Origin of the sequence: Streptomyces sp. NPDC058375 (assembly GCF_042723425.1) — a bacterium.
In the GTDB taxonomy this organism is placed as follows: domain Bacteria; phylum Actinomycetota; class Actinomycetes; order Streptomycetales; family Streptomycetaceae; genus Streptomyces; species Streptomyces durocortorensis.
Map to the genome: position 1 here is coordinate 1 of NZ_JBHXJG010000052.1, position 21,891 is coordinate 21,891.

At 72.4% G+C, this 21,891-nt stretch carries 22 protein-coding genes and 1 pseudogene; 16 read left to right on the forward strand and 7 right to left on the reverse strand.

The window, feature by feature from the left end; translation table 11 throughout:
• Positions 1-230: chaplin (locus ACFWM7_RS11730; RefSeq protein WP_383258493.1), on the reverse strand; the 230-nt coding region annotated here is incomplete at its 3' end.
• Between the two features lie 312 nt (positions 231-542).
• A complete protein-coding gene (locus tag ACFWM7_RS11735) occupies positions 543-944 on the reverse strand; it encodes a rodlin (protein ID WP_383258495.1) in 402 nt (133 codons plus the stop codon).
• A 581-nt stretch (positions 945-1,525) separates the two neighbouring features.
• On the opposite strand from ACFWM7_RS11735, the pseudogene ACFWM7_RS11740 reads away from it, so the two are divergent.
• Positions 1,526-1,861 (forward strand): annotated as a pseudogene (locus ACFWM7_RS11740) (chaplin); the annotation flags it as partial.
• A 597-nt stretch (positions 1,862-2,458) separates the two neighbouring features.
• On the opposite strand, the gene ACFWM7_RS11745 reads toward ACFWM7_RS11740, so the two are convergent.
• Together ACFWM7_RS11745 and ACFWM7_RS11750 are read right to left on the reverse strand one after the other, a co-directional pair.
• Positions 2,459-3,679, reverse strand: a complete 1,221-nt coding sequence (locus ACFWM7_RS11745; protein WP_383258498.1) for an acetyl-CoA C-acetyltransferase — start codon at positions 3,677-3,679, stop codon at positions 2,459-2,461.
• 110 nt (positions 3,680-3,789) lie between these two features.
• Positions 3,790-4,695, reverse strand: a complete 906-nt coding sequence (locus tag ACFWM7_RS11750) for a LysR family transcriptional regulator (RefSeq protein ID WP_383258501.1) — start codon at positions 4,693-4,695, stop codon at positions 3,790-3,792.
• A gap of 111 nt (positions 4,696-4,806) precedes the next feature.
• Between ACFWM7_RS11750 and ACFWM7_RS11755 the strand changes: the two genes are divergently transcribed.
• Genes ACFWM7_RS11755 through ACFWM7_RS11770 form a run of 4 tightly spaced genes read left to right on the forward strand, consistent with a single transcriptional unit; the run spans position 4,807 to position 8,612 of the window.
• Entirely contained in the window at positions 4,807-5,760 is a 954-nt protein-coding gene (locus ACFWM7_RS11755) for a CoA transferase subunit A (RefSeq protein ID WP_383258504.1), read from the forward strand.
• A gap of 28 nt (positions 5,761-5,788) precedes the next feature.
• Positions 5,789-6,574, forward strand: coding sequence for a CoA-transferase subunit beta (locus ACFWM7_RS11760; protein ID WP_383258507.1), 786 nt, complete (start codon positions 5,789-5,791; stop codon positions 6,572-6,574).
• 16 nt (positions 6,575-6,590) lie between these two features.
• Positions 6,591-8,147, forward strand: coding sequence for a 3-hydroxyacyl-CoA dehydrogenase (locus ACFWM7_RS11765; RefSeq protein ID WP_383258509.1), 1,557 nt, complete (start codon positions 6,591-6,593; stop codon positions 8,145-8,147).
• Between the two features lie 60 nt (positions 8,148-8,207).
• The gene (locus tag ACFWM7_RS11770) at positions 8,208-8,612 is read left to right on the forward strand and encodes a VOC family protein (protein WP_383258512.1); all 405 of its coding nucleotides are present in this window, start codon (positions 8,208-8,210) and stop codon (positions 8,610-8,612) included.
• On the opposite strand, the gene ACFWM7_RS11775 is transcribed toward ACFWM7_RS11770, so the two are convergent.
• Both ACFWM7_RS11775 and ACFWM7_RS11780 read right to left on the reverse strand, forming a co-directional pair.
• The gene (locus ACFWM7_RS11775) at positions 8,543-9,310 is read right to left on the reverse strand and encodes a DUF6597 domain-containing transcriptional factor (protein ID WP_383258514.1); all 768 of its coding nucleotides are present in this window, start codon (positions 9,308-9,310) and stop codon (positions 8,543-8,545) included. The genes ACFWM7_RS11770 and ACFWM7_RS11775 overlap by 70 nt on opposite strands.
• A gap of 102 nt (positions 9,311-9,412) precedes the next feature.
• On the reverse strand, positions 9,413-10,636 hold the full coding sequence (locus tag ACFWM7_RS11780; RefSeq protein WP_383258516.1) for a YihY/virulence factor BrkB family protein: 1,224 nt from the start codon (positions 10,634-10,636) through the stop codon (positions 9,413-9,415).
• Between the two features lie 17 nt (positions 10,637-10,653).
• Between ACFWM7_RS11780 and ACFWM7_RS11785 the strand changes: the two genes are divergently transcribed.
• Entirely contained in the window at positions 10,654-12,291 is a 1,638-nt protein-coding gene (locus tag ACFWM7_RS11785; RefSeq protein ID WP_383258517.1) for an acyl-CoA dehydrogenase family protein, read from the forward strand.
• A gap of 94 nt (positions 12,292-12,385) precedes the next feature.
• Here the strand turns inward: ACFWM7_RS11785 and ACFWM7_RS11790 are convergent, their stop codons facing one another.
• Positions 12,386-12,976: a DoxX family protein gene (locus ACFWM7_RS11790; protein ID WP_383258519.1), complete on the reverse strand. Its 591-nt coding sequence runs from the start codon at positions 12,974-12,976 to the stop codon at positions 12,386-12,388.
• Between the two features lie 170 nt (positions 12,977-13,146).
• On the opposite strand from ACFWM7_RS11790, the gene ACFWM7_RS11795 reads away from it, so the two are divergent.
• The 10 genes from ACFWM7_RS11795 to ACFWM7_RS11840 all read left to right on the forward strand — a co-directional run bounded on the left by ACFWM7_RS11795 (position 13,147) and on the right by ACFWM7_RS11840 (position 21,747).
• Positions 13,147-13,545, forward strand: coding sequence for a hypothetical protein (locus tag ACFWM7_RS11795; RefSeq protein ID WP_383258523.1), 399 nt, complete (start codon positions 13,147-13,149; stop codon positions 13,543-13,545).
• 335 nt (positions 13,546-13,880) lie between these two features.
• A complete protein-coding gene (locus tag ACFWM7_RS11800; protein ID WP_383258528.1) occupies positions 13,881-15,176 on the forward strand; it encodes a GAF domain-containing protein in 1,296 nt (431 codons plus the stop codon).
• Positions 15,177-15,385: 209 nt separating this feature from the next.
• Positions 15,386-15,982 carry a GNAT family N-acetyltransferase gene (locus ACFWM7_RS11805; protein WP_383258534.1) on the forward strand — a complete coding sequence of 199 codons (597 nt, stop codon included), beginning with the start codon at positions 15,386-15,388 and terminating at the stop codon, positions 15,980-15,982.
• A gap of 135 nt (positions 15,983-16,117) precedes the next feature.
• Positions 16,118-16,201, forward strand: coding sequence for a putative leader peptide (locus tag ACFWM7_RS11810; RefSeq protein WP_309486338.1), 84 nt, complete (start codon positions 16,118-16,120; stop codon positions 16,199-16,201).
• Between the two features lie 116 nt (positions 16,202-16,317).
• Positions 16,318-18,015, forward strand: a complete 1,698-nt coding sequence (locus ACFWM7_RS11815) for a nitrite/sulfite reductase (RefSeq protein WP_383258537.1) — start codon at positions 16,318-16,320, stop codon at positions 18,013-18,015.
• A complete protein-coding gene (locus tag ACFWM7_RS11820; protein WP_383258538.1) occupies positions 18,012-18,191 on the forward strand; it encodes a hypothetical protein in 180 nt (59 codons plus the stop codon). Before ACFWM7_RS11815 ends, ACFWM7_RS11820 begins: the two co-directional genes overlap by 4 nt.
• Positions 18,188-18,904: a phosphoadenylyl-sulfate reductase gene (locus ACFWM7_RS11825; protein ID WP_383258541.1), complete on the forward strand. Its 717-nt coding sequence runs from the start codon at positions 18,188-18,190 to the stop codon at positions 18,902-18,904. Before ACFWM7_RS11820 ends, ACFWM7_RS11825 begins: the two co-directional genes overlap by 4 nt.
• A gap of 23 nt (positions 18,905-18,927) precedes the next feature.
• On the forward strand, positions 18,928-19,473 hold the full coding sequence (gene cysC, locus ACFWM7_RS11830; RefSeq protein ID WP_383258546.1) for an adenylyl-sulfate kinase: 546 nt from the start codon (positions 18,928-18,930) through the stop codon (positions 19,471-19,473).
• Complete coding sequence (cysD, locus tag ACFWM7_RS11835) at positions 19,470-20,408, forward strand: sulfate adenylyltransferase subunit CysD (RefSeq protein ID WP_383258548.1); 939 nt, start codon at positions 19,470-19,472, stop codon at positions 20,406-20,408. Before cysC ends, cysD begins: the two co-directional genes overlap by 4 nt.
• A gap of 1 nt (position 20,409) precedes the next feature.
• A complete protein-coding gene (locus ACFWM7_RS11840; RefSeq protein ID WP_383258550.1) occupies positions 20,410-21,747 on the forward strand; it encodes a sulfate adenylyltransferase subunit 1 in 1,338 nt (445 codons plus the stop codon).
• Positions 21,748-21,891 lie beyond the last annotated feature (144 nt).

Genomic DNA, 21,891 nt, shown 5'->3' on the forward strand with positions numbered 1-21,891 from the left:
TTGTTGATGCAGGCGTTGCCGAACGCCGGGTTCAGCGCGCCGATCACGTTGACGGTGTTACCGCAGAGGTTGACCGGAATGTGGATCGGGACCTGCAGGACGTTGCCCGACAGCACGCCCGGGGAACCTGCGGCAATGGCCTCGGCGCCCGAGTCGGCCATGGCCGGCGCGGCGACGCCCATCGCCAGGAACGTACCGGCGGCGACGGCGGCAACCTTGGTGAACTTCACGTTTCTTCCCTTTCCTCGGCGGAGTCCGGTGCGGTCACGACTGTCGTGTCCGCCCGAGCCAGATGCTGATCGCTCACGACTCCGGCGCTGTACTGCGTCTGTCATGCGTAACGATGAACGCCCGGAATCGGAACTGTTCCGCGGGCGAATTCCCGGACAACCGCCCGAATGCCACAAGGCCCGTAGGTTCGCACCGCGGAGAATGCGGACGAGGGCCTCGTGTTCACGTCCCGGGAGAACGGGGAAACAACGGGCCCGAGCCGCTCGGTGGAGGAACGCCGAGGGCCCGGGCCCGAGCAGGGCGGCCGCGGGTCAGTTGTTGCCGACGCCGTTGCCGGAGAGGATCGGGATGTCCTCCAGGATGTGCGACAGGGCCTCGTCACCCTTGGCCTGGGTGGAGTTCTCGGTGCACTGCTGGTTCTGCGGGGAGGACAGGACGTTGATGTCCTGGACCGCGACCGGCACGAGACCGATGAGCGAGCCGACGTTCGCCTTGGCCGGGAGGGCGATGCAGGGCTTGTTCAGCGAGCCCTGGACGAGCCCGAACTGCGGGCTCCAGTCACCGTGGGTCTCGGAGTTGCCGTACGACTGCGAAGCGCCATTGCCGTTGACCGAGGTCGTACCGCCGTCGTTGGCGATGGCCATGGCCTGCGTCGATCCGAGACCGAGGATGGAGGCGGCGACAGCGCCCGTAGCCAGAACCTTCTTGATCACGATTAACCCTTCTCGTACCGGTTGCCCCGCGGCGGAGCCCCCTGGTCAACTCACCACGCGAGGTTAGGTTCCGCCCTTTCACCCGAATGCCGGGCACGAGGAGCGCCCCCTGTTCTTCTCGCTCCGCCCTTCTCGCTCCGTCCTTCTCGCTTCTTCTCGCGCACGGCAGTCTGTTCGTGAAGAAATTGCACACACCCCTCCGGAGCCTTTCGCCCGAACGGGTGGGCGAGAGCCGATCTCCCTGACGCCGCGACACATCGGCAGCGGGCGCTCGTTCGCAGTCAACACCGGCAGGGAGAAGCCCAGTTGAGGGCGAATCGTTTTTCTTGTTCTGCGAACCGGGATGCGCGGGACGCCGAGGCGCCACCCGTTCGGGTGATTACACAATTTCCACGCACCTCCAAGTTTCCCGCATGTGTCTGAGTCGTTATGGCAGTCGTCCAGCGCGCACGTCTTCACCATTTTCACCATGGCTTCCCGCGGGATCCGGCTGTGCAGCGGCTCCGCCCGATGGCTGCCCGTTATCCGCGCGCGAAGCACCCACGCGATGTCCTCGCGAATGTCCTAAGGAAGGGCAAGTAATGCGACAGGTCTTGAACAAAAGCTTGATCGTCATGGCGGCCGCATCGGGCCTCCTGGCGGCGGTGGGCGGCACCGCGCACGCCGACGCGTCGGCCGAGGGGGCGGCCGTCGGTTCGCCGGGGGTCGGTTCGGGCAACACCGTGCAGGCTCCGGTGCACATCCCGGTCAATGTGTGCGGCAACACCGTCAATGTGATCGCCCTGCTGAACCCGGCCTTCGGCAACAAGTGCGTGAACGCCGACGGCCCGAAGCACAACCACCCGCCGGGCAAGCCCCCGGTCGACGAACCGCCGGTCGACGAGCCCCCGGTCGACGAGCCCCCGGTGGACGAGCCGGCGGCCTGGGCGTACATCGTCGCGCGGGGCGGGCGCCGGGCGACGGCCTGCCATCCGGTCGCCGATGTGCAGGCTCCCCGGGTCGCCCGCCCGCCGCTGCTGCTGGCCGGGGACGCGGCCGGGGTGACCAGGCCGCACACCGCCACCGGCGCGGTCAAGGCGCTGCAGGACGCCCTGTGCCTGGAGCGGGTCCTCCGGGAGGGGCCGGATCTCTCCACGGCACTGGAGCGGTACGCGAACGAACGCACCGCGGCGGGGGCCCACTTGGTGGAGCTGGGCCGCCGGATGGGACGCGCCGCCCTGGTCGAGGAGGTCCCCGACTGGCCGGCGATGGGCCAGGACGAGGTGACGTCTGGTTCCGCGGGGTGCTGGCCGGGACGTGGCACTACCCCGACGAGGGGCCCGGGGAGGCCCCCGAACCGGCTGCCGCGACCACGTCGGCGGGCCCGACCGCCTCGGCCGCGCCGGTCGGTCCGATCGTTCCCGCCGCCCCGGCCCCGTCTGCCGCGCCGACCGCGCCGGCCACTCGACGCTCCGACCCGGGCACGGGCCCGGAGGCGATCGTCGTCCGGTGAGGCGGCTCCGCGTGAACTGCCTTCAGTCCGCGATGCGTTCGAAGACGGCCGCGAGGCCCTGGCCGCCGCCGATGCACATCGTCTCCAGTCCGTACCGGGCCTCGCGGCGGTGGAGTTCGCGGGCGAGGGTGGCGAGGATGCGGGCCCCGGTGGCGCCGACCGGGTGGCCCAGCGAGATGCCGGAGCCGTTGACGTTGATCCGCTGTTCGTGGTCCTTATCTCCGAGGCCCAACTCCCGTGTGCAGGCGAGCACCTGGGCGGCGAACGCCTCGTTCAGCTCGATCAGGTCGAGGTCGGCGAGGGTGAGGCCCGCCCGGTCGAGGGCGGTGCGGGTGGCGGCGACGGGGGCGATGCCCATGGTCGCGGCGGGCACCCCGGCGCGGGCGAAGGAGACCAGGCGGACGAGCGGGGTGAGGCCGAGGCGTTCGGCGGTCTCGGCGCTGGTGACCAGGCAGGCGGCGGCCGCGTCGTTCTGACCGCTGGCGTTGCCCGCGGTGACGGTGGCGTCCGGGTCGGACTTCGCCATCATCGGCCGGAGGGAGGCGAGTTGCTCGGCAGTCGTGTCGGGGCGGGGGTGTTCGTCGGCGGTGACCGTCGTCTCGCCCTTGCGGGTGCGTACGGTCACGGGGACGGTCTCCGCGTCGTAGCGTCCCTCGGCGACGGCGTGCGCGGCGCGCTGCTGGGAGCGGAGCGCCAGGGCGTCCTGGTCGGCGCGGCTGATGCCGTACTCCCGGCGCAGGTTCTCCGCCGTCTCGATCATGCCGCCGGGGACCGGGTGGTTGACGCCGCCCGCCGTGACGCGGCCCCGGGCGAGGGCGTCGTGCAGTTGGAGGCCGGGGCCCTTGATGCCCCAGCGGCCGTCGTGGGTGTAGTAGGGGGCGGCGCTCATCACGTCTACGCCGCCGGCGACGACGACGTCGCTGAAGCCGGCCCGGATCTGCATCGCCGCGTCCAGTACCGCCTGGAGACCGGAGCCGCAGCGGCGGTCGATCTGGGAGCCGGTGACCGTGGTGGGCAGTCCGGCGTCCAGGGCGGCGACCCGGCCGATGGCGGGGGCCTCGCTGGTCGGGTAGGCGTGGCCGAGGATCACCTCGTCGACCCGGGCAGGGTCGATGCCGGTGCGGGCGACGATCTCCTCGATGACGCGTGCGGCCAGCGCGGCCGGGGTCTGCTGGGCGAAGGCCCCGCCGAACCGGCCGATGGGGGTGCGCAGGGGTTCGCAGATGACGACGTCGAGCGGCACGGGGGGCCTTTCCTGGGGCGGTGGCGGTACGCGCGGGTCCAGTGACCTTCGCACCGCGCCACTGAGTCGGTCCAATATCGAATGTGCACCGGGTTGAGAGGCTGTGCGTCTCAATCGAGGGTACGCACGGGTGTCGGTAGCGCTTCCTCCGCCACGGCGAGCACCGCACGCAGGGCGGCGGAGGGGTTGTCGGCGCGCCAGGCGAGGGCGGCGCGGAGGCGGATGGGAGGACCGGCGAGGGGCCGGTAGACCAGGCCGTTCTGCTGGATGTGCTGGACGGAGGTGACCGTGAGGGTGACGCCGACCCCGGCGGCGACCAGGGCGAGGATCGTGTACGAGTCGGGGGCCTCCTGGACGACGCGCGGGGGGAACCCGGCGCTCTCGCAGGCCTCGGTCATGGCGTCGCGGACGGTGGAGCCGGAGTTGGCGGGGAAGGAGACGAACGGTTCGCCGGCGAGTACGGCGAGCGGCACGGTCTCCCGCCGGGCGAGCGGGTGGTCAAAGGGCAGGGCGCAGACCAGCTCCTCCTCGTCGATCACCCGGTGGGCGACGCCGGGCCGGGTCACCGGCAGCCGGACGAAGCCGAGGTCGAGCGAGCCGTCGGCGACCCGGGCGAGGGCGGTGTTGGCGTACGTCTGGCCGGTCATGACGAGTTCGAGCCCGGGGTGGGCGACGCGCACGGCGCGGGTGAGCCGGGGCAGCGTCTCGTGGCTGGAGGCCCCGGCGAAGCCGATGGTGACCCGGCCCAACTCGCCGATCCCCGCCGATCTGGCCGCCCGGACGGCGGTGTCCAGGTCGTCCAGGACGGTCCGTACGGGTTCGAGGAAGGTCTCCCCCGCGCTGGTCAGCCGGACCGAGCGGGTGTTGCGGTGGAAGAGCTGGACGCCGAGCTCCTTCTCCAGCTGGCGGATCTGCTGGCTCAGCGGCGGCTGGGCCATCTGGAGCCGCTTGGCGGCCCGGCCGAAGTGCAGCTCCTCGGACACGGCGAGGAATGCGTTGAGATGGCGTAGTTCCATGAAGACGTCTCCCTCGCGTCATTGATATGCCCCCCGTCTTGATCCGACCTTAATTCGGTATTGGACAGCCATCAATGGGCGCTGACACCGTGGGGCCCGCGCATGCGGACGATGAGGAGAACCGTGGACCGGACGGCCGGCAAGGTCATGTCGATGAGGGAGGCCGTCGCCGCCTTCGTCCACGACGGGGGCACCGTGAGCCTCGAAGGGTTCACCCATCTCATCCCGACCGCCGCCGGGCACGAGATCATCCGGCAGGGCCGCCGGGATCTCACGGTCGTCCGGATGACGGCGGACATCGTGGTGGACCAGATGCTGGCCGCCGGATGCGTGACGCGGCTGGTCTCGTCCTTCGTGGGCAACTCGTCGGCCGGTTCGCTCGGTGAGCTGCGGCGGCGCATCGAGCACGCCGATCCCGGGCCGCTGGCGTTCGAGGAGTACAGCCACTACGGGATGGTGTGCAGGTATCTGGCAGGGGCCCAGCGGTTGCCGTTCCATCCGCTGCGCAGTTACGCGGGAAGTGATCTGCCGGCCGTCAATCCCGGTATACGTAAAGTCACTTCGCCCTATCCCGCCGCCGACGGCTCCACCGAGCAGATCTACGTCGTGCCGCCCGTCAACCCGGACGTGACGTTCATCCACGCCCAGCGCGCCGACCGCCGGGGCAACACCCAGATCTGGGGGCTGACGGGCGTCCAGGCCGAGGCTGTGTACGCGGCGGAGAAGGCGGTCGTGGTGGTGGAGGAGCTGGTGGCGGACGAGGTGATCCGCGCGGACCCGAACCGCACCCTCGTCCCCGCCCACGCGGTCGACGCGGTGGTGGTCTGCCCGCGCGGGGCGCACCCGTCGTTCGCGCAGGGCTACTACGACCGGGACAACGCCTTCTACCGGGCCTGGTCGGCGATCAGCAAGGATCCGGAGCGGCTGCGGGGATGGCTGGAGGAGTGGGTGTACGGGACCGCCGACCACGCGGAGTACGTGGCGAAGCTGGGCGAGGAATTCTGGGCGGGGCTCGCGGTCGGCGAGGCGCTGAGCGAGCCGGTGAACTACGGGAGGCGGCTGTGAGCGGGCCCTTGTACGACGGGAGGCGGCTGTGAGCGAGCGGCGTGCGGGGGCCACGCGGCCCGTCACCTCGTCCGAGCTGCTCTCCGTCGTCGCCGCGCGTGAACTGGCGGGCCGACGGACCGTGTTCGCGGGGATCGGGCTGCCGACGCTCGCCGCCGAACTGGCGCGGCTGACCGTCGCTCCGGGCATCGAGGTGGTGTACGAGTCCGGGGTCTGCGGGGCGCACCCCTCCCAGCTGCCGGAGACCATCGCGGACGCCGTCCTGATCACCGGGGCCGAGGCGGTGGTGTCCATGCCCACCCTGTTCGGCTCGGTGCTCCAGGGCGGGCACATCGACGTCGGCTTCCTGGGGGCCGCGCAGATCGACCGGTGGGGCAACCTCAACACCTCGGTGATCGGGGGGTGGGAGCGCCCGTCGGTGCGGCTGCCGGGCTCCGGGGGCGCGGTGGAGGTGATGGCGAACGCCCGGGAGGTCTTCGTCGTGATGCGCCGCCACACCCCGCGCTCCTTCGCGGACGTGCTCGACTTCTGCACGACGCCCGGGCCCGACCGGGCGCTCGCGGACGGCATCCGCCCGCTCGGCGTCGGCGTCACCCGGGTCATCACCGAGTTGGGCGTCCTCGCCCGTGAAGGTGTCGGGGACGAGCTGCGGCTGGTCGCTGTGCATCCCGGGGTCACCGTCGAGCAGGTCCGGGCGGCGACCGGCTGGGAGCTGAAGGCCGCCGACCGGGTCGCGACGACGGACCCGCCCGCCCCTGCGGAGCTGCGGCTCCTGCGCGACGATGTCGACCCGCACCGTGTCTATCTCCGCTGAAAGGGCCGTAACTGCCATGCGTATCAGGATCGTCGGAGCCGGGGCCATGGGCCGGGGCATCGCCCAGTGGGCCGCGAGCGCGGGACACACCGTGGAGCTGGGTGACGTACGGGCCGACGCGGTGAAGGACGCCGTGGAGTTCGTCGCCTCGATGCTGGAGAGGGCGGTCGTCAAGGGCCGGATGTCCGCCGGCGAGCGGGACGCGGCGGTGGCCCGGCTGGTGCCGCTCGCCGAGCCGTGGGCGGCCGGGCCGGACGTGGAGCTGGTGATCGAGGCCGTACGGGAGGACCTGGAGACCAAGGCCGAGGTGTTCGGGAGGCTGGAGGAGGCGCTGCCCGCCTCCGCCGTCTTCGCGACCAACACCTCCTCCCTGTCCGTGACCCGGATCGCGGCGACGCTCCAGGACCCCTCGCGCCTGGCCGGGCTGCACTTCTTCAACCCGGTGCCGCTGATGCGGATCGTGGAGGTGGTGCCGGGGGCGGCGACCCGTCCGGAGATCCCGGCCCTGCTCACCGAGCTGGTGGAGGGGTGCGGGCACCGGGCGGTGACCGTGGCCGACACCCCCGGATTCCTGGTCAACCACGCGGGGCGCGGGCTGGTGACGGAGGCGCTCGCGCTGCTGGAGGAGTCGGTGGCGGACCCGGCGGAGATCGACCGGATCGCGCGGGACGTGCTGGGGCTGCGGATGGGCCCGTTCGAGCTGATGGACCTGACCGGTCTCGATGTGACGGCCGCGGTGATCGACTCGATCTGGGCGGGCTTCCGGTACGAGGACCGGCTGCGCCCGTCCTTCCTCACCCCGAACCGGGTGGTGGCGGGGCTGCACGGCCGGAAGACGGGCCGGGGCTGGTACGCGTACGGGAATGGGGACGGGTCGTCCGGACCCGCGCCGGAGAGCCCGTTCGGCGGGGACGGGGAGCGCCCGGTGTTCCTGGCCTCGGCCGGGCGGGCGGACGTCGCGGCGTACGAGGAGGCGCTGACCGGTTCGCTGGAGGTGGCGGGGGTCCGCTTGGAGCGGGGCGACGGGCCGTCGGACGGGGCCGTGGTGCTGGTGCCGGTGTGGGGGACGTCGGTGGCGGCGGCGATCGCGGAGGGCGGGCTGCCCCGGGAGCGTGCGTTCGGGGTCGAGGTGCTGCCCGCGGCGGGGCGGCGGCGAGTCCTCGCGGTGACGGCCGCCTCCGATCCGGCGGCCGCCCGGGACGCGCGGGCGGTGCTGGCGCGGGGAGCCGAGGACGGGGAGCCGTACGCGGTGTCGGTGGTGCGGGACACCGCGGGGTCGGTCGCGCAGCGGCTGCTGTCCTCCGTCGTGGCGGTCGGCTGCTCGATCGCGGAGCGCTCGCTCGCCGCGCCCGCCGACATCGATCTGGCGGTGACCACGGGGCTCGGTTATCCGGCCGGGCCGCTGGCGTGGGGCGAGCGGATCGGGGCCGTACGGATGCTGGCGCTCCAGCGGGCGCTGCACGCGTCGACCGGCGATCCGCGTCACCGGCCGACCCGGTGGGTCACCGAGCGGGCGGCCCTGGGTCTTGCGCTGACCGATCCGGGGACCTCGCCGGCGGACTGCCTGGAGTGAACCCCGCGGGTGACCGATTCGTACAAGACGGCTATGGCGCCGCGTGTCTACGGTCGGGGCATGACTCCACGACTCGACGCCATCAGCATCATCACCTCCGACCTCGCGGCCTCGCTCGCCTTCTACCGGCGGCTCGGCCTCGACATCCCGGACGGGGCGGAGTCCGCTCCCCATGTAGAGGTGGCCCTGCCGGGCGGGCAGCGGCTGTTGTGGGACACGGAGGAGGTCATCGCCTCGTTCGACCCGGGCTGGGAGCGCCCGGCGGGCGGCGGTGAGCGGGTCGCCCTGGCCTTCGTCTGCGACGGCCCGCGGGAGGTGGACGCGTTGTACGCGGAGCTGGTCGACGCCGGGTACACCGGTCAGATGAAGCCGTGGGACGCGGAGTGGGGGCAGCGCTACGCGGTGGTTCTGGACCCGGACGGCTGCGGGGTGTCGCTGTTCGCGGCCCTGCCCGCCGCGAAGTAGGCCCCGATGGTCATGCCGGCCAGGTCGCGCATCTCCCGGGCGAGGTGCGCCTGGTCGGTGCAGCCCGCCGCGCAAGCCGCTTCGGCGTACGGGAGGCCGGTGCGGATGAGGGCCAGGGCCCGCTGGAGGCGGAGGATCCTCGCCAGCGTCTTGGGGCCGTAGCCGAATGCGGCCAGGGAGCGGCGGTGCAGCTGGCGGGCCCCGAGGCCGACCTCGGCGGCCGTCGACGCGACGGACCTGCCGCGCCGCAGACCATCGGCGACGGCCGCCGTGAGCGGGTCCGGCGGGCCGGTGTCGGCGGCCCGGCCGAGCGCGAAGTCCTCCAGGGCGGTGGCGGGGTCGGCGGCCCGGTCGATCCGCCCGGTGAGCGCCGCGACGGCGGTACGGGGCCAGAGCGCGGCCAGGTCGACCCGGTGGTCGCGCAGCTCGTGCGCCGGTACGCCGAGGAGTACGGGGGCGGTGCCGGGTCCGAACCGGATCGCGGCGCAGGAACCGCGGTTGCGCGGGTCGACCTCGAAGGCGTGGGTGTCGGGCCCGGCGACGACCAGGCGGCCTGCGGTCCAGATCAGGTCCATGCAGCCGTCGGGCAGGACGGACCGGGCGGGCGCTCGCGGGCCGGACGGGACGTCCAGGGTCCAGACGACGGCCCCGTCCAGCCGGGACGGGCGTTCCTGGTACCGCTGGTGCTGCCGGGGCATGGTTCCCACGCTAGCGCGGTCGCCGGTCTCGGCGGTCGGGCGGTCTCAGCGGTCGCGCGGTCTCAGCGGTCGGGCGGTCTCGGCGGTCGGCGGTCTCGGCGGTCAGTAGGAGGGCGGTCCCTCCGGCGACGAGGAGCCCTTCGGCCCCTTCACGTCCTTGGGCTCCTTGGCTTCCTTCGCGTCCCTGGGCTCCTTCTCCCAGGTCGCGTGCAGCCGGGACTTCACGTCGTCGGGCGGCAGGAAACGGGACCAGCGCTCGGGGAACTCGGAGGGCATGTACGCGGGGCCGTCGTCCTCGTCCTCGTCATCGTCGTCGTCCGTGCCGTCGTAGGCGACCGAGCGGGTGCGGGCGACGAACTCGGCGGCCTGCGCGGCCCGGACGCGTTCGGTGGCCTCGCGGGCGGCGGCCGTGGCGAGCGAGGGCCACACCCGGTCGATGGCCGCGTTGACCGCGGCACCGACCAGGACCGCGAAGGCGGAGATGCCGATCCACAGCAGGACGGCGATCGGCGCCGCCAACGAGCCGTAGATGGTCGGGCCTTCGACCGTGTTGGTGAGGTAGATCCGGAGCAGGAAGCTGCCGAGGACCCACATGCCGAGCGCCACCAGCGCCCCGGGTACGTCCTCGATCCAGGGCGAACGCACCGGCACGGACACGTGGTAAAGCGTCGTGAGGAACGCGACGGTCAGCAGCATCACCAGCGGCCAGTACAGGACGGCTATGACCTCGGTGCCCCAGGGCACCAGCTCGACCACCCGGTCCGGGCCGACGACCAGCAGCGGCAGCACGACCGCACCGAGCAGCAGCGCGACGACGTACAGCAGGAAGGCGAGCAGCCGGGTCTTGACGATGCCGCGGTGGCCGTCGAGGCCGTACATGACGGTGATGGTGTCGATGAAGACGTTCACCGCGCGGGAGCCGGACCACAGGGCGATGGCGAAGCCGATGGAGATGACGTCGGGGCGGGCCCCGGTCGTGACGTCGGCGAGCAGCGGTTTGGCGAAGTCGTTGACCCCGCGCTCGGAGAGCACCGTCTGGGCGGCGGAGAGGATGTTGCGCTCGATGGAGGCGACGGTGGTGGTGGTCGTCCACTCGTCGACGTAACCGAGCAGTCCGATCATGCCGAGCAGCAGCGGGGGCAGCGAGAGCAGGGTGAAGAACGCCGCCTCGGCCGCGAGGCCCAGAATGCGGTACTCGATGCACGAGTTGACGGTGTCCTTGAGCAAGTGCCACGCCATACGCCGTTTGGAGACGTTGCGGTAGAGCACTCGCGCCCGGTGGAGCCGGCCCGGGGGCCGCTCGGGTGTTTCCTTTGCTGCCTGCACCTCCTTACCGTATCGGCATGGCAGCCACCACCCACACCGTGTCCAATCAGGTTCCGCCGCTGGTCGGCCATGACGTCTTCGCCGCCGACCGGGTCCTGTCCGAGGCCGTCGAGCGGCACATCGAGCCCGGGGTGCTGCCCGTGGCGCTGGTGGAGCTCGGTGAGCTCGGCCGGGCCGCCGGCTCCGCCCAGGCGCAGGAGTGGGGTGCGCAGGCGAACGCCCATCCGCCCGTCCTACGCACCCATGACCGTTACGGACATCGCGTCGACGAGGTGGAGTTCCATCCGTCCTGGTACCGGCTGCTGAGCCATGCCGTCTCGGCCGGGCTGACGGACGCCTGGGGGCGTCCGGCCGGTCATGTCCGGCGTGCGGCGGGGTTCCTGGTCTGGTCGCAGGCCGAGGCGGGGCACGGCTGCCCGCTGTCGATGACGCACGCCGCGGTGCCCGCGCTGCGGACCGATCCGGCGCTGGCCGCCGAGTGGGAGCCGCTGCTGACCTCGCACACGTACGTGGAGGGGCTGCGGCCTCCGCACGAGAAGGCCGGGGTGCTCTTCGGGATGGGCATGACCGAGAAGCAGGGCGGCACCGACGTACGGTCCAACACGACCCGGGCCGAGCCGCTGGCGGGTGAGGGCGAGTATCTGCTCACCGGGCACAAGTGGTTCTGTTCGGCGCCGATGTCGGACGGCTTCCTGGTGCTGGCGCAGGCACCGGGCGGGCTGAGCTGCTTCCTGGTGCCGCGCGTGCTCCCGGACGGCGCCCGGAACGTGTTCGCGATCCAGCGGCTGAAGGACAAGCTGGGCAACCGGTCGAACGCGTCCGCCGAGGTCGAGTTCGACGGGACCTGGGCCCGCCGGGTCGGCGAGGAGGGGCGCGGGGTGCGCACCATCATCGAGATGGTGGCGGCCACCCGTCTTGACTGCGTGGTGGGTTCGGCGGCGCTGATGCGGCAGGCGGTGGCGCAGGCGGTCCACCACAGCGCGTATCGCGGCGCGTTCGGCGGACTGCTGATCGACAAGCCGCTGATGCGCAACGTCCTGGCGGATCTGGCGCTGGAGTCGGAGGCGGCGACGGTGCTGGCGATGCGGCTGGCGGCGGCGTACGACGCGGACACCGAGGAGGAGCGGGCCTTCCTGCGGCTGGCGCTGCCCGCCGCGAAGTTCTGGGTCACCAAGCGCTGCACCGCCGTGGTGGGCGAGGCGCTGGAGTGCCTGGGCGGCAACGGGTACGTGGAGGAGTCGGGCATGCCCCGGCTGCTGCGCGAGGCGCCGCTCAACTCGATCTGGGAGGGCTCGGGCAATGTGCAGGCGCTCGACCTGCTGCGGGCGCTGCAACGGGAGCCGGGGGCGCTGGACGCGTTCCTGCGGGAGGTCGGCAGGGCGCGGGGCGCGGATCACCGACTGGACGCGGCGATCAAGGGACTGCTGACGGAGCTGGCCGACCTGGAGGGCATCGAGGCGCGGGCGCGGCGGCTGGTCGAGCGGTTCGCGCTGGTGCTCCAGGGGTCGCTGCTGGTGCGGTGGGCTCCGCCGGAGGTGGCCGACGCGTTCTGCGCCTCGCGTCTGGGCGGGGACTCGGGCTCGTCGTTCGGAACGCTGCCGCACAGTCTGGATCTGACCTCGGTGGTGGCACGGGCCCGGCCGGTCGCCCCGTAAGCCCTCACCTGCGGTGGGGCCCTCCCGCGCTCCGGGAGGGCCCCTGCTGCGATCTGCGACCGGCCGGGACTTCTCGTTCTCGCCCGCGCCCCGTTCAGGAGAGGCGCTTGCGGGCGGCCTCGACGGAGTGCGCGACGCTGTCCACGGTCGCGCCCGCCGCGTTCCCCACCTGGTGCACGGTCGCGCCCGCCGCGTTCCCCACCTGGTGGGAGACGGCGTGGGCGCGGTGGGTGAGCGCGTCGGAGGCGTGGCCCGCCGTCCGGCGGGTCCGGTACGCGAGCGAGGGCTTGCCGTGGGTGTCGGCCGCGGCGATCAACAGCCCGCCGAACAGGGACACGTCGGTGAGGAGGTCCGCGCGCCGCGCCCCGGGATCGTCGCCCGCCCGGCCGCCGGCCGCCAGGGCGGACGACACCAGGGTCACCGCGAGGGCGGCGGACGCCAGCCGTGGCGCGCGCCCCAGGGCGAGCAGGACTCCGGCGCCGAGCTGCACCGCGCCCTGGAGGCGTACGAGCTGCTCGGGGTCCTCGGGCAGGAACGGCAACCGCGAGGCGAGTGCGGGAGTTCCGCGCTCGCTCCGGGAGTCCTCCGGAAGGTCGGGGAGGGCGGGATCGCGGACCGCCGCGATCCCGTCACGGATGAATTTCGCGGCCAGCAGGGGCCGGGCGACTCTGCGCAGAACAGCCATGTCGGTCCGTTGCCCCGTCCGGCACGGACCACACCCCTTTCGGAGATGAGCAACGCTCCGGGGCGGCGGCTGATCGGCGGTACGCGAGGTGTCGGACCGAAGGGGCACGGGAACCCGGGTTCCGTCGAGTCGGCGGGGAGCCGAGCCGGCGGAGAGATGAGGAGGACACTGTGGGAGCTTGGCCGGTGCGATGGGCGGGCGCGGCGACCGCCGCCTACGGAGTGGGTGTGCTGGTGCGCCCGGCGCTGATGGCCCGCCCGTGCGGTCTGGACGAGGAGGACGGGTCCGTACCGGCGGCGACCGCGCTGCTGATCCGCGCCGTGGGCGCCCGGGACGCGGCGATCGGGCTCGCCATGCTGGTCGCGAGGGAGGGCTCCGCACTGCGGGCGGCGACCGCGTGCCGGGTCGCGGCCGACCTCTGCGACGCCGCCCTCTTCGGTACGCAGCTCCCCGATCCGGCGGCACGCCGGAAGGCCGCCGCGGTCGCGGGAGGCTGGGGAGCGCTGTGCGCGGCGGCGGGTCTGGCGTCGGAGGGCGTACGGAGGTCCGGCGGGGGCGGCCGGGCGTAGCGGCCGCCGGCGTGCCCGCGGGCGCGGGGCCGGCTCTCGTCCCGGCCCGCCTTCGCCCGGCGGGCGGCGGGCGGCGGGCGGCGGGCGGCGGGGGAAGCGAAGGAGGGTGGTGCTGCGCCGACACGGCACCACCCCCCATGCTTGTGCGACACCGGGCGACCGGGACGGGCCCGGCGCACAGTGTTCCTGCCACTCTCGTACGGACCCGCGGGGCATCGCCAGAGTTGCAAAGGGTTGCAACCATTGTGTGGACTGCACGGCGGCCCGCCCGGGTGAACGGCAGGATGGGCCGGGCCGGGGGGCCGGGAAGCGTTCGGGGGGGGGGAACGGGGACCATGACGGACACAAGTGCGGCGGGGATGGTGCGGGTGACCGGTCAGGGGGCGGACCGCCGGGCGACCCGGTTGCTCCACGGGGCCCGGGAAGCACGGCTGACGGGGGCGCCGTCCGGTGTCGTGCCCCGGGCGGAGATCGACGCCTCCTGGGACCGGGTGGTGCGCAGCGGCATCGACCCCGACCAGTCGCCGGAGAGCGAGCTGCTGGAGGCGGACGAGATCGAGCACCGCCGCCGCAGCACGGCGCTCGGCGAACTGATGCCGTTGCTGCGGGCGGGACTGGCCTCGATCGCGGACGCCGCGCAGCAGATCATGGTGGTGACCGACACCGAGGGCCGGGTGCTGTGGCGGCAGGGAAACACGGGGGTGCTGCGCCGGGCCCACGACATCTGCCTGGAGGAGGGGGCGGCCTGGGCCGAGGCGGCGACCGGGACGAACGCGATCGGGACGGCGCTGGCCGCCCGGATCCCCGTCCAGGTCCACTCGGCCGAGCACTTCATCCGGGCGCTGCACGGCTGGACCTGCGCGGCGGCCCCGGTGCGCGATCCGCGCGACGGGCGGCTGATCGGGATCGTCGACATCAGTGGGCCCGCGTCCACCTTCCATCCGGCGACGCTGGCCCTGGTCGACTCGGTGGCCCGACTCGCCGAGGGCGAGATCCGCACCCTGCATCTGGCGGAGATCGAGCGGCTGCGCGCGGTGGCCGCACCGATCCTGTGCCGGATCGGCGGGCGGGCGCTGGCAGTGGACGTGCACGGGCGGCTGGCGGCGGTGACCGGGATGCCGCCGGTGGACCGGCTCCCGTTACCGAAGTCGATGCGGCCGGGCCCGGTGTGGCTGCCCTCGCTCGGCATGTGCCGGGTCGAGCCGCTGCCGGGCGGCTGGCTGGTGCAGGTGGACGAGGGCGGGGCTCAGGGGGCGCCACGCCGGGTGGTGCTGGACTTGAGCCGGCCCCGGGCGCTCGCCGTGCATCTGACCGGGCCGCTGGGCAGCGTGAAGCAGCGGCTCTCGCCGCGCCACGCGGAGCTGCTGTACGCACTGGCGGTGCACCGGCAGGGGCGGACGGCCTCGGAGCTGGCACAGGACATCTTCGGGGACGCGACCCGGACGGTGACGGTCCGGGCCGAGATCTCCCGGCTGCGGCGTCATCTGGCGGAGGTCCTGGCCCACCGCCCGTACCGCTTCGGGGACGGGGTGGAGGTGGAGGTGATCCACCCGGAGCACGGTGCGGATCTGCTGCCGCACTCCCTGGCGCCGGTGGTGACGGAGGCCCGCGGGGCGGCGCGGGCCACCTGAGCGGGGTCGCCGTACGGGGGCGGGCCCCACCCGGGCCGTTCGAGGCGCGGGCGAGCGGTCCGGAGTCAGGGTCGCCGTGTGCCGACGGAGGTCCAGGACAGGGTTCCCGTGCGCCGACGGAGGCCCAGGACAGGGTTCCCGTGCGCCGACGGAGGCCCAGGACAGGGTCGCCGTGCGCCGGTGTGCGGCTCCATGGTTTTCTGGCCGTCATGAGTGACAACCCGCAGCCCGCAGCGCCGACCACCGAGGTGACCGTCTGGTCGCTGGAGCAGACCTCGCCCGCCGATCTCCGCCCGGCCGTCGAGCCGGAGGGCGATGTCCGCATCGTCCGGTCCGAGGTGGTGCTGCCGGAGTTCAGCCGGTTCCTCTACTCGGCCGTGGGCGGCGACATCCACTGGACCGACCGGCTGGGCCTGACGTACACCCAGTGGGAGGAGGCCCTGCGGCGGCCCGGGGCGGAGACCTGGGTGGCGTACGCGCACGGGACGCCGGCCGGGTACGTCGAGCTGGATCCGCAGGACGACGGCGTGGTCGAGATCATGTACTTCGGGCTGATCCCGGCGTTCCGGGGGCGGCGGATCGGCGGGCACCTCCTCAGTCACGGGGTGGCGCGCGCCTGGGACCTGGCGGAGCGCTGGCCGGAGCGGCCGGAGACGAAGCGGGTGTGGCTGCACACCTGCTCGAAGGACGGCCCGCACGCGATGGACAACTACCTGCGGCGCGGCTTCCGGCTCTTCGACACGAAGACCGAGGTGGAGCCGGACGTGGCCACGCCGGGTCCGTGGCCCGGGGCGTACACCTCCTGACCATCGGGCGTTTTGTCGCCAATGCCGGTGGCGCCTGCCGTGACCGGCGCCACATTGTCCCACCCTTCGAGACCCAGCCGTCCACATAGCGGATAGTGGTGGACTGCCCCAAGATGCGCGTGACACGCTTCCGTCATGTCTGGAACTGGAATTGCCTTGGTGAGTCGACGCCACGTCGACCTCGGCCGCATGTCCAGCGCCATCTGTCCGGCGAGCTGACAGCCCCAGCACCGCCGCTCTTCTCTTACCTCTGACTTCCCTCTGCGCACCGCCGCGCCTCAGCGCGAGTGCGCCGCTCAGAGCCGCCCTCCCGCAGTCCCGAAGGACGTATTGCCATGGCCGCTACCCCGGAACAGCCTGCGACCGCCACGCCCCGCCGCAAGGCCGGACGCCACCGTGGTGAAGGTCAGTGGGCCGTGGGCCACCACACGCCCCTCAATGGGAACGAGCAGTTCAAGAAGGACGACGACGGTCTCAACGTACGGACACGTATTGAGACGATCTACTCCAAGCGCGGCTTCGACTCCATCGACCCGAACGACCTGCGCGGACGCATGCGCTGGTGGGGGCTGTACACCCAGCGCAAGCCCGGCATCGACGGCGGCAAGACGGCCGTGCTGGAGCCGGAGGAGCTGGACGACAAGTTCTTCATGCTGCGCGTCCGGATCGACGGCGGCCGGCTGACCACGCAGCAGCTGCGGGTGATCGGGGAGATCTCGCAGGAGTTCGCGCGCGGCACCGCCGACCTCACCGACCGGCAGAACGTGCAGTACCACTGGATCCGCATCGAGGACGTGCCGGAGATCTGGCGGCGGCTGGAAGAGGTGGGCCTGTCCACCACCGAGGCCTGCGGTGACACGCCCCGCGTGATCCTCGGCTCGCCCGTGGCGGGCATCGCCGAGAACGAGATCATCGACGGCACGCCCGCGATCGACGAGATCCAGCGCCGGTTCATCGGCAACCCCGACTTCTCCAACCTGCCCCGCAAGTTCAAGTCCGCGGTCTCCGGCTCCCCGCACCTGGACGTGGCGCACGAGATCAACGACGTCGCGTTCGTCGGTGTGAACCACCCCGAGCACGGCCCCGGCTTCGACCTCTGGGTCGGCGGCGGCCTCTCCACCAACCCCAAGCTCGGGGTGCGGCTCGGCGCGTGGGTGCCGTTGGACGAGGTGCCGGACGTGTACGGCGGGGTCATCGGGATCTTCCGCGACTACGGCTACCGGCGGCTGCGCACCCGTGCCCGGCTGAAGTTCCTGGTCGCGGACTGGGGTCCGGAGAAGTTCCGCCAGATCCTTCAGGACGAGTACCTGAAGCGGAAGCTGGTCGACGGGCCCGCGCCCGAGCAGCCCGCCCAGACCTGGCGCGACCACCTCGGGGTGCATCGGCAGAAGGACGGCCGCTTCTACGTCGGCTTCGCCGCGCGGGTGGGCCGGGTCGACGGCTCCACGCTCACCAAGATCGCCGAGGTGGCCGAGGAGCACGGCTCCGGCCGGGTGCGGACCACCGCCGAGCAGAAGATGGTCGTGCTGGATGTGGCCGAGGACCAGGTCGACTCCCTGGTCGCCGGCCTGGAGGCGCTGGACCTCAAGGTCACGCCGTCCCCGTTCCGGCGCGGCACGATGGCCTGCACCGGCATCGAGTTCTGCAAGCTGGCGATCGTCGAGACGAAGGCGCGCGGCGCGTCCCTCATCGACGAACTGGAGCGCCGCATCCCGGAGTTCGACCACCCGATCACCATCAACATCAACGGCTGCCCGAACGCCTGCGCCCGTATCCAGGTCGCGGACATCGGTCTCAAGGGCCAGCTGATGCTGGACGAGAACGGTGAGCAGGTCGAGGGCTACCAGGTGCACCTCGGCGGGGCGCTCGGTCTGGAGGCCGGGTTCGGCCGTAAGGTCCGCGGCCTGAAGGTCACCTCCGCCGAACTGCCGGACTACGTCGAGCGGGTGCTCGGCCGCTTCCAGGAGGAGCGCGAGGACGGCGAGCGCTTCGCGACCTGGGCGGCGCGCGCCAGTGCGGAGTCGCTGTCATGAGCGAGCGAGCCGCCCCGTTCTACTGCCCGTACTGCGGCGACGAGGACCTGCGTCCCAACGAGACCGGTCACGGCGCCTGGGAATGTGCTTCCTGCAACCGTGCGTTCCAGCTGAAGTTCCTGGGTCTGCTGGCCCGGGGCGTTCAGCGCAACGACGGTGAAGGGGACGCGATATGACGGACACTCTGCTGAACGGAGAGCTGACCGACGAGGAGCTTCGCGAGCTGGCCGAGCGGGCCGGACGGGAGCTGGAGGACGCCTCCGCCACCGAAATCCTGAAGTGGGCGACCGACACCTTCGGACCGCGCTTCTGCGTCACCTCCTCGATGGAGGACGCCGTGGTCGCGCACCTGGCGTCGCGGGTGCTGCCGGGCGTGGACGTGGTCTTCCTGGACACCGGCTACCACTTCCCGGAGACCATCGGCACCCGGGACGCGGTGGACGCGGTGATGGACGTCAACGTCATCACGATCACCCCCCGGCAGACTGTTGCCGAGCAGGACGCGGAGCACGGCGAGAAGCTGCACGACCGCGACCCCGACCTGTGCTGCGCGCTGCGCAAGGTCAAGCCGTTGGAGGACGGCCTGACCGCGTACGCCGCGTGGGCGACGGGGCTGCGCCGCGACGAGTCGCCGACCCGGGCCAACACCCCCGTCGTCGGCTGGGACGCCAAGCGCCGCAAGGTGAAGGTCTCCCCCATCGCCCGCTGGACCCAGGACGACGTGGACGCCTACGTCGCCGAGCACGGGGTGCTCACCAACCCGCTGCTGATGGACGGTTACGCCTCCGTCGGCTGCGCGCCCTGCACCCGCCGGGTGCTGGAGGGCGAGGACGCACGGGCCGGCCGCTGGGCCGGACGGGGCAAGACCGAATGCGGGCTGCACGGCTGATGACGACTGATCAGGAGAGTTCGATGAGCGTGACGGAGACGGGAGCCACGATCTGGCTGACCGGTCTGCCGAGCGCGGGCAAGACCACCATCGCGTACGAGCTGGCGGGCCGGCTGCGGACCGAGGGCCACAGGGTGGAGGTGCTCGACGGCGACGAGATCCGCGAGTTCCTCTCCGCGGGCCTCGGCTTCTCCCGCGAGGACCGGCACACCAACGTGGCCCGGATCGGCTTCGTCGCCGAACTGCTCGCGGCCAACGGCGTGAAGGTGCTGGTCCCCGTCATCGCCCCGTTCGCCGACAGCCGCGAGGCCGTCCGCAAGCGGCACGCCACCGAGTCCACCACCTACCTGGAGGTGCACGTCGCGACGCCCGTAGAGGTGTGCTCCGTACGCGATGTGAAGGGGCTTTACGCCAAGCAGGCGGCCGGCGAGGTCAGCGGGCTCACCGGGGTCGACGACCCCTACGAGGCCCCCGAATCGCCCGACCTGCGGATCGAGTCGCACCAGCAGACCGTGCAGGAGTCAGCGGCGGCGCTTCACGCGCTGCTCACCGAGAGGGGCCTGGCGTGAGTGCCGTCACCACCACCGTGTCCGAGGACACCGCGAACCCGTACGCGCTCAGCCACCTGGACTCCCTGGAGTCCGAGGCGGTCCACATCTTCCGTGAGGTGGCGGGCGAGTTCGAGCGGCCGGTGATCCTGTTCTCCGGCGGCAAGGACTCGATCGTGATGCTGCACCTGGCGCTCAAGGCGTTCGCGCCCGCGCCGGTGCCGTTCACGCTGCTGCACGTGGACACCGGGCACAACTTCCCCGAGGTCCTCGACTACCGCGACCGCACGGTGAAGAAGCACGGACTGCGGCTGCACGTCGCCTCCGTGCAGGAGTACATCGACGCCGGGAAGCTCCGCGAGCGCCCGGACGGCACCCGCAACCCGCTCCAGACCGTCCCGCTCACCGAGGCGATCCAGCAGCACCGCTTCGACGCCGTGTTCGGCGGCGGTCGGCGCGACGAGGAGAAGGCGCGCGCCAAGGAGCGGGTCTTCTCGCTGCGCGACGAGTTCTCCCAGTGGGATCCGCGCCGCCAGCGCCCCGAGCTGTGGCAGCTGTACAACGGCCGGCACGCCCCCGGCGAGCACGTCCGGGTCTTCCCGATCTCCAACTGGACCGAGCTGGACGTCTGGCAGTACATCGAGCGCGAGGGTATCGAGCTGCCGGAGATCTACTTCGCCCACGAGCGCGAGGTGTTCAGCCGCAACGGCATGTGGCTGACCGCCGGCCACTGGGGCGGGCCCAAGGAGCACGAGGCCGCCGAGACCCGTCTCGTGCGCTACCGCACGGTCGGCGACATGTCCTGCACCGGGGCCGTCGACTCCGACGCCACCACGCTGGACGCCGTGATCACCGAGATCGCCGCCTCCCGGCTCACCGAGCGGGGCGCGACCCGCGCCGACGACAAGATGTCCGAGGCCGCGATGGAAGACCGCAAGCGCGAGGGGTATTTCTAAGATGACCACGACTACCGAGCAGTTGTCGGCCACCACCCTGCTGCGCTTCGCCACCGCCGGGTCGGTCGACGACGGCAAGTCCACCCTGGTGGGCCGTCTGCTGCACGACTCCAAGTCGGTCCTCACCGACCAGCTGGAGGCCGTCGAGCAGGCCTCGCTCAGCCGCGGGCAGGAGGCGCCGGACCTGGCGCTGCTGACCGACGGGCTGCGCGCGGAGCGCGAGCAGGGCATCACCATCGATGTCGCCTACCGCTACTTCGCCACCACCCGGCGGCGGTTCATCCTCGCCGACACCCCGGGCCATGTGCAGTACACCCGGAACATGGTGACCGGCGCCTCCACCGCCGAGCTGGCCGTGGTGCTGGTCGACGCCCGCAACGGCGTCGTCGAGCAGACCCGCCGGCACGCCGCCGTCGCCGCGCTGCTGCGCGTCCCGCACGTGGTGCTGGCGGTCAACAAGATGGACCTGGTCGACTACGCGGAGCCCGTGTTCGCCGCGATAGCCGAGGAGTTCACCGCGTACGCCGCCTCCCTCGGCGTCCCGGAGATCACCGCGATCCCGATCTCGGCGCTGGCCGGGGACAATGTGGTGGAGCCGTCCGCGCACATGGACTGGTACGGCGGGCCGACCGTCCTGGAGCACCTGGAGACCGTGCCGGTCAGCCACGACCTCACCGCCTGCCACGCGCGCTTCCCCGTGCAGTACGTGATCCGCCCGCAGTCCGCCGAGCACCCCGACTACCGGGGGTACGCCGGTCAGATCGCGGCCGGGGTGTTCCGGGTCGGCGAGTCCGTCTCCGTGCTCCCCTCGGGGCGTACGACGACGATCACCGGCATCGACGCGCTCGGCGACAGCGTGGACATCGCCTGGGCCCCGCAGTCGGTGACGCTGCGGCTGGCCGACGACATCGACATCTCGCGCGGCGACCTGATCGCCCCCGCCGTCGACGCCCCGCCGGTCACCCAGGACGTGGAGGCGACCGTCTGCCATGTGGCCGACCAGCCGCTCTCGGTGGGCCAGCGGGTGCTGCTCAAGCACACCACCCGCACGGTCAAGGCGATCGTCAAGGACATCCCGTCCCGGCTGACCCTGGACGACCTGTCCCAGCACCCGGCCCCCGGGCAGCTGGTCGCCAACGACATCGGGCGGGTCGTCGTGCGCACCGCCGAGCCGCTCGCGCTCGACGCGTACGAGGACTCCCGGCGCACCGGCTCGTTCCTGCTGATCGACCCGGCGGACGGTACGACGCTGAGCGCCGGAATGGCGGGCGCCGCGTTCGCCGCGGTCGCCGAAGCCGTCGCGCAGGCCGCCGACGACGACGCCGAGTGGGACTTCTGATGGCCACCGACTTCTTCTCCACCTTCGCGAAGGAGGGCGGCCGCGTGGGCAGCGGCGCCCTCGGGAGCGGGCAGGGCGGGGTCGGGCGATGTGCGGGATGACGTACGCGCACCGCTCGCGCGCCCTCCCGTACCACCAGCACCG

Excerpts from the sequence above, each read along its gene's own strand:
- ACFWM7_RS11750 (WP_383258501.1), bottom strand. The coding sequence starts at position 4,695 with ATGGAACTACGCCATCTCAACGCATTCCTCGCCGTGTCCGAGGAGCTG.
- ACFWM7_RS11755 (WP_383258504.1), top strand. The coding sequence starts at position 4,807 with ATGAGGAGAACCGTGGACCGGACGGCCGGCAAGGTCATGTCGATGAGG.
- ACFWM7_RS11765 (WP_383258509.1), top strand. The coding sequence starts at position 6,591 with ATGCGTATCAGGATCGTCGGAGCCGGGGCCATGGGCCGGGGCATCGCC.
- ACFWM7_RS11770 (WP_383258512.1), top strand. The coding sequence starts at position 8,208 with ATGACTCCACGACTCGACGCCATCAGCATCATCACCTCCGACCTCGCG.
- ACFWM7_RS11775 (WP_383258514.1), bottom strand. The coding sequence starts at position 9,310 with ATGCCCCGGCAGCACCAGCGGTACCAGGAACGCCCGTCCCGGCTGGAC.
- ACFWM7_RS11785 (WP_383258517.1), top strand. The coding sequence starts at position 10,654 with ATGGCAGCCACCACCCACACCGTGTCCAATCAGGTTCCGCCGCTGGTC.
- ACFWM7_RS11790 (WP_383258519.1), bottom strand. The coding sequence starts at position 12,976 with ATGGCTGTTCTGCGCAGAGTCGCCCGGCCCCTGCTGGCCGCGAAATTC.
- ACFWM7_RS11800 (WP_383258528.1), top strand. The coding sequence starts at position 13,881 with ATGACGGACACAAGTGCGGCGGGGATGGTGCGGGTGACCGGTCAGGGG.
- ACFWM7_RS11805 (WP_383258534.1), top strand. The coding sequence starts at position 15,386 with ATGAGTGACAACCCGCAGCCCGCAGCGCCGACCACCGAGGTGACCGTC.
- ACFWM7_RS11810 (WP_309486338.1), top strand. The coding sequence starts at position 16,118 with ATGTCTGGAACTGGAATTGCCTTGGTGAGTCGACGCCACGTCGACCTC.
- ACFWM7_RS11815 (WP_383258537.1), top strand. The coding sequence starts at position 16,318 with ATGGCCGCTACCCCGGAACAGCCTGCGACCGCCACGCCCCGCCGCAAG.
- ACFWM7_RS11820 (WP_383258538.1), top strand. The coding sequence starts at position 18,012 with ATGAGCGAGCGAGCCGCCCCGTTCTACTGCCCGTACTGCGGCGACGAG.
- ACFWM7_RS11825 (WP_383258541.1), top strand. The coding sequence starts at position 18,188 with ATGACGGACACTCTGCTGAACGGAGAGCTGACCGACGAGGAGCTTCGC.
- cysC (WP_383258546.1), top strand. The coding sequence starts at position 18,928 with ATGAGCGTGACGGAGACGGGAGCCACGATCTGGCTGACCGGTCTGCCG.
- ACFWM7_RS11840 (WP_383258550.1), top strand. The coding sequence starts at position 20,410 with ATGACCACGACTACCGAGCAGTTGTCGGCCACCACCCTGCTGCGCTTC.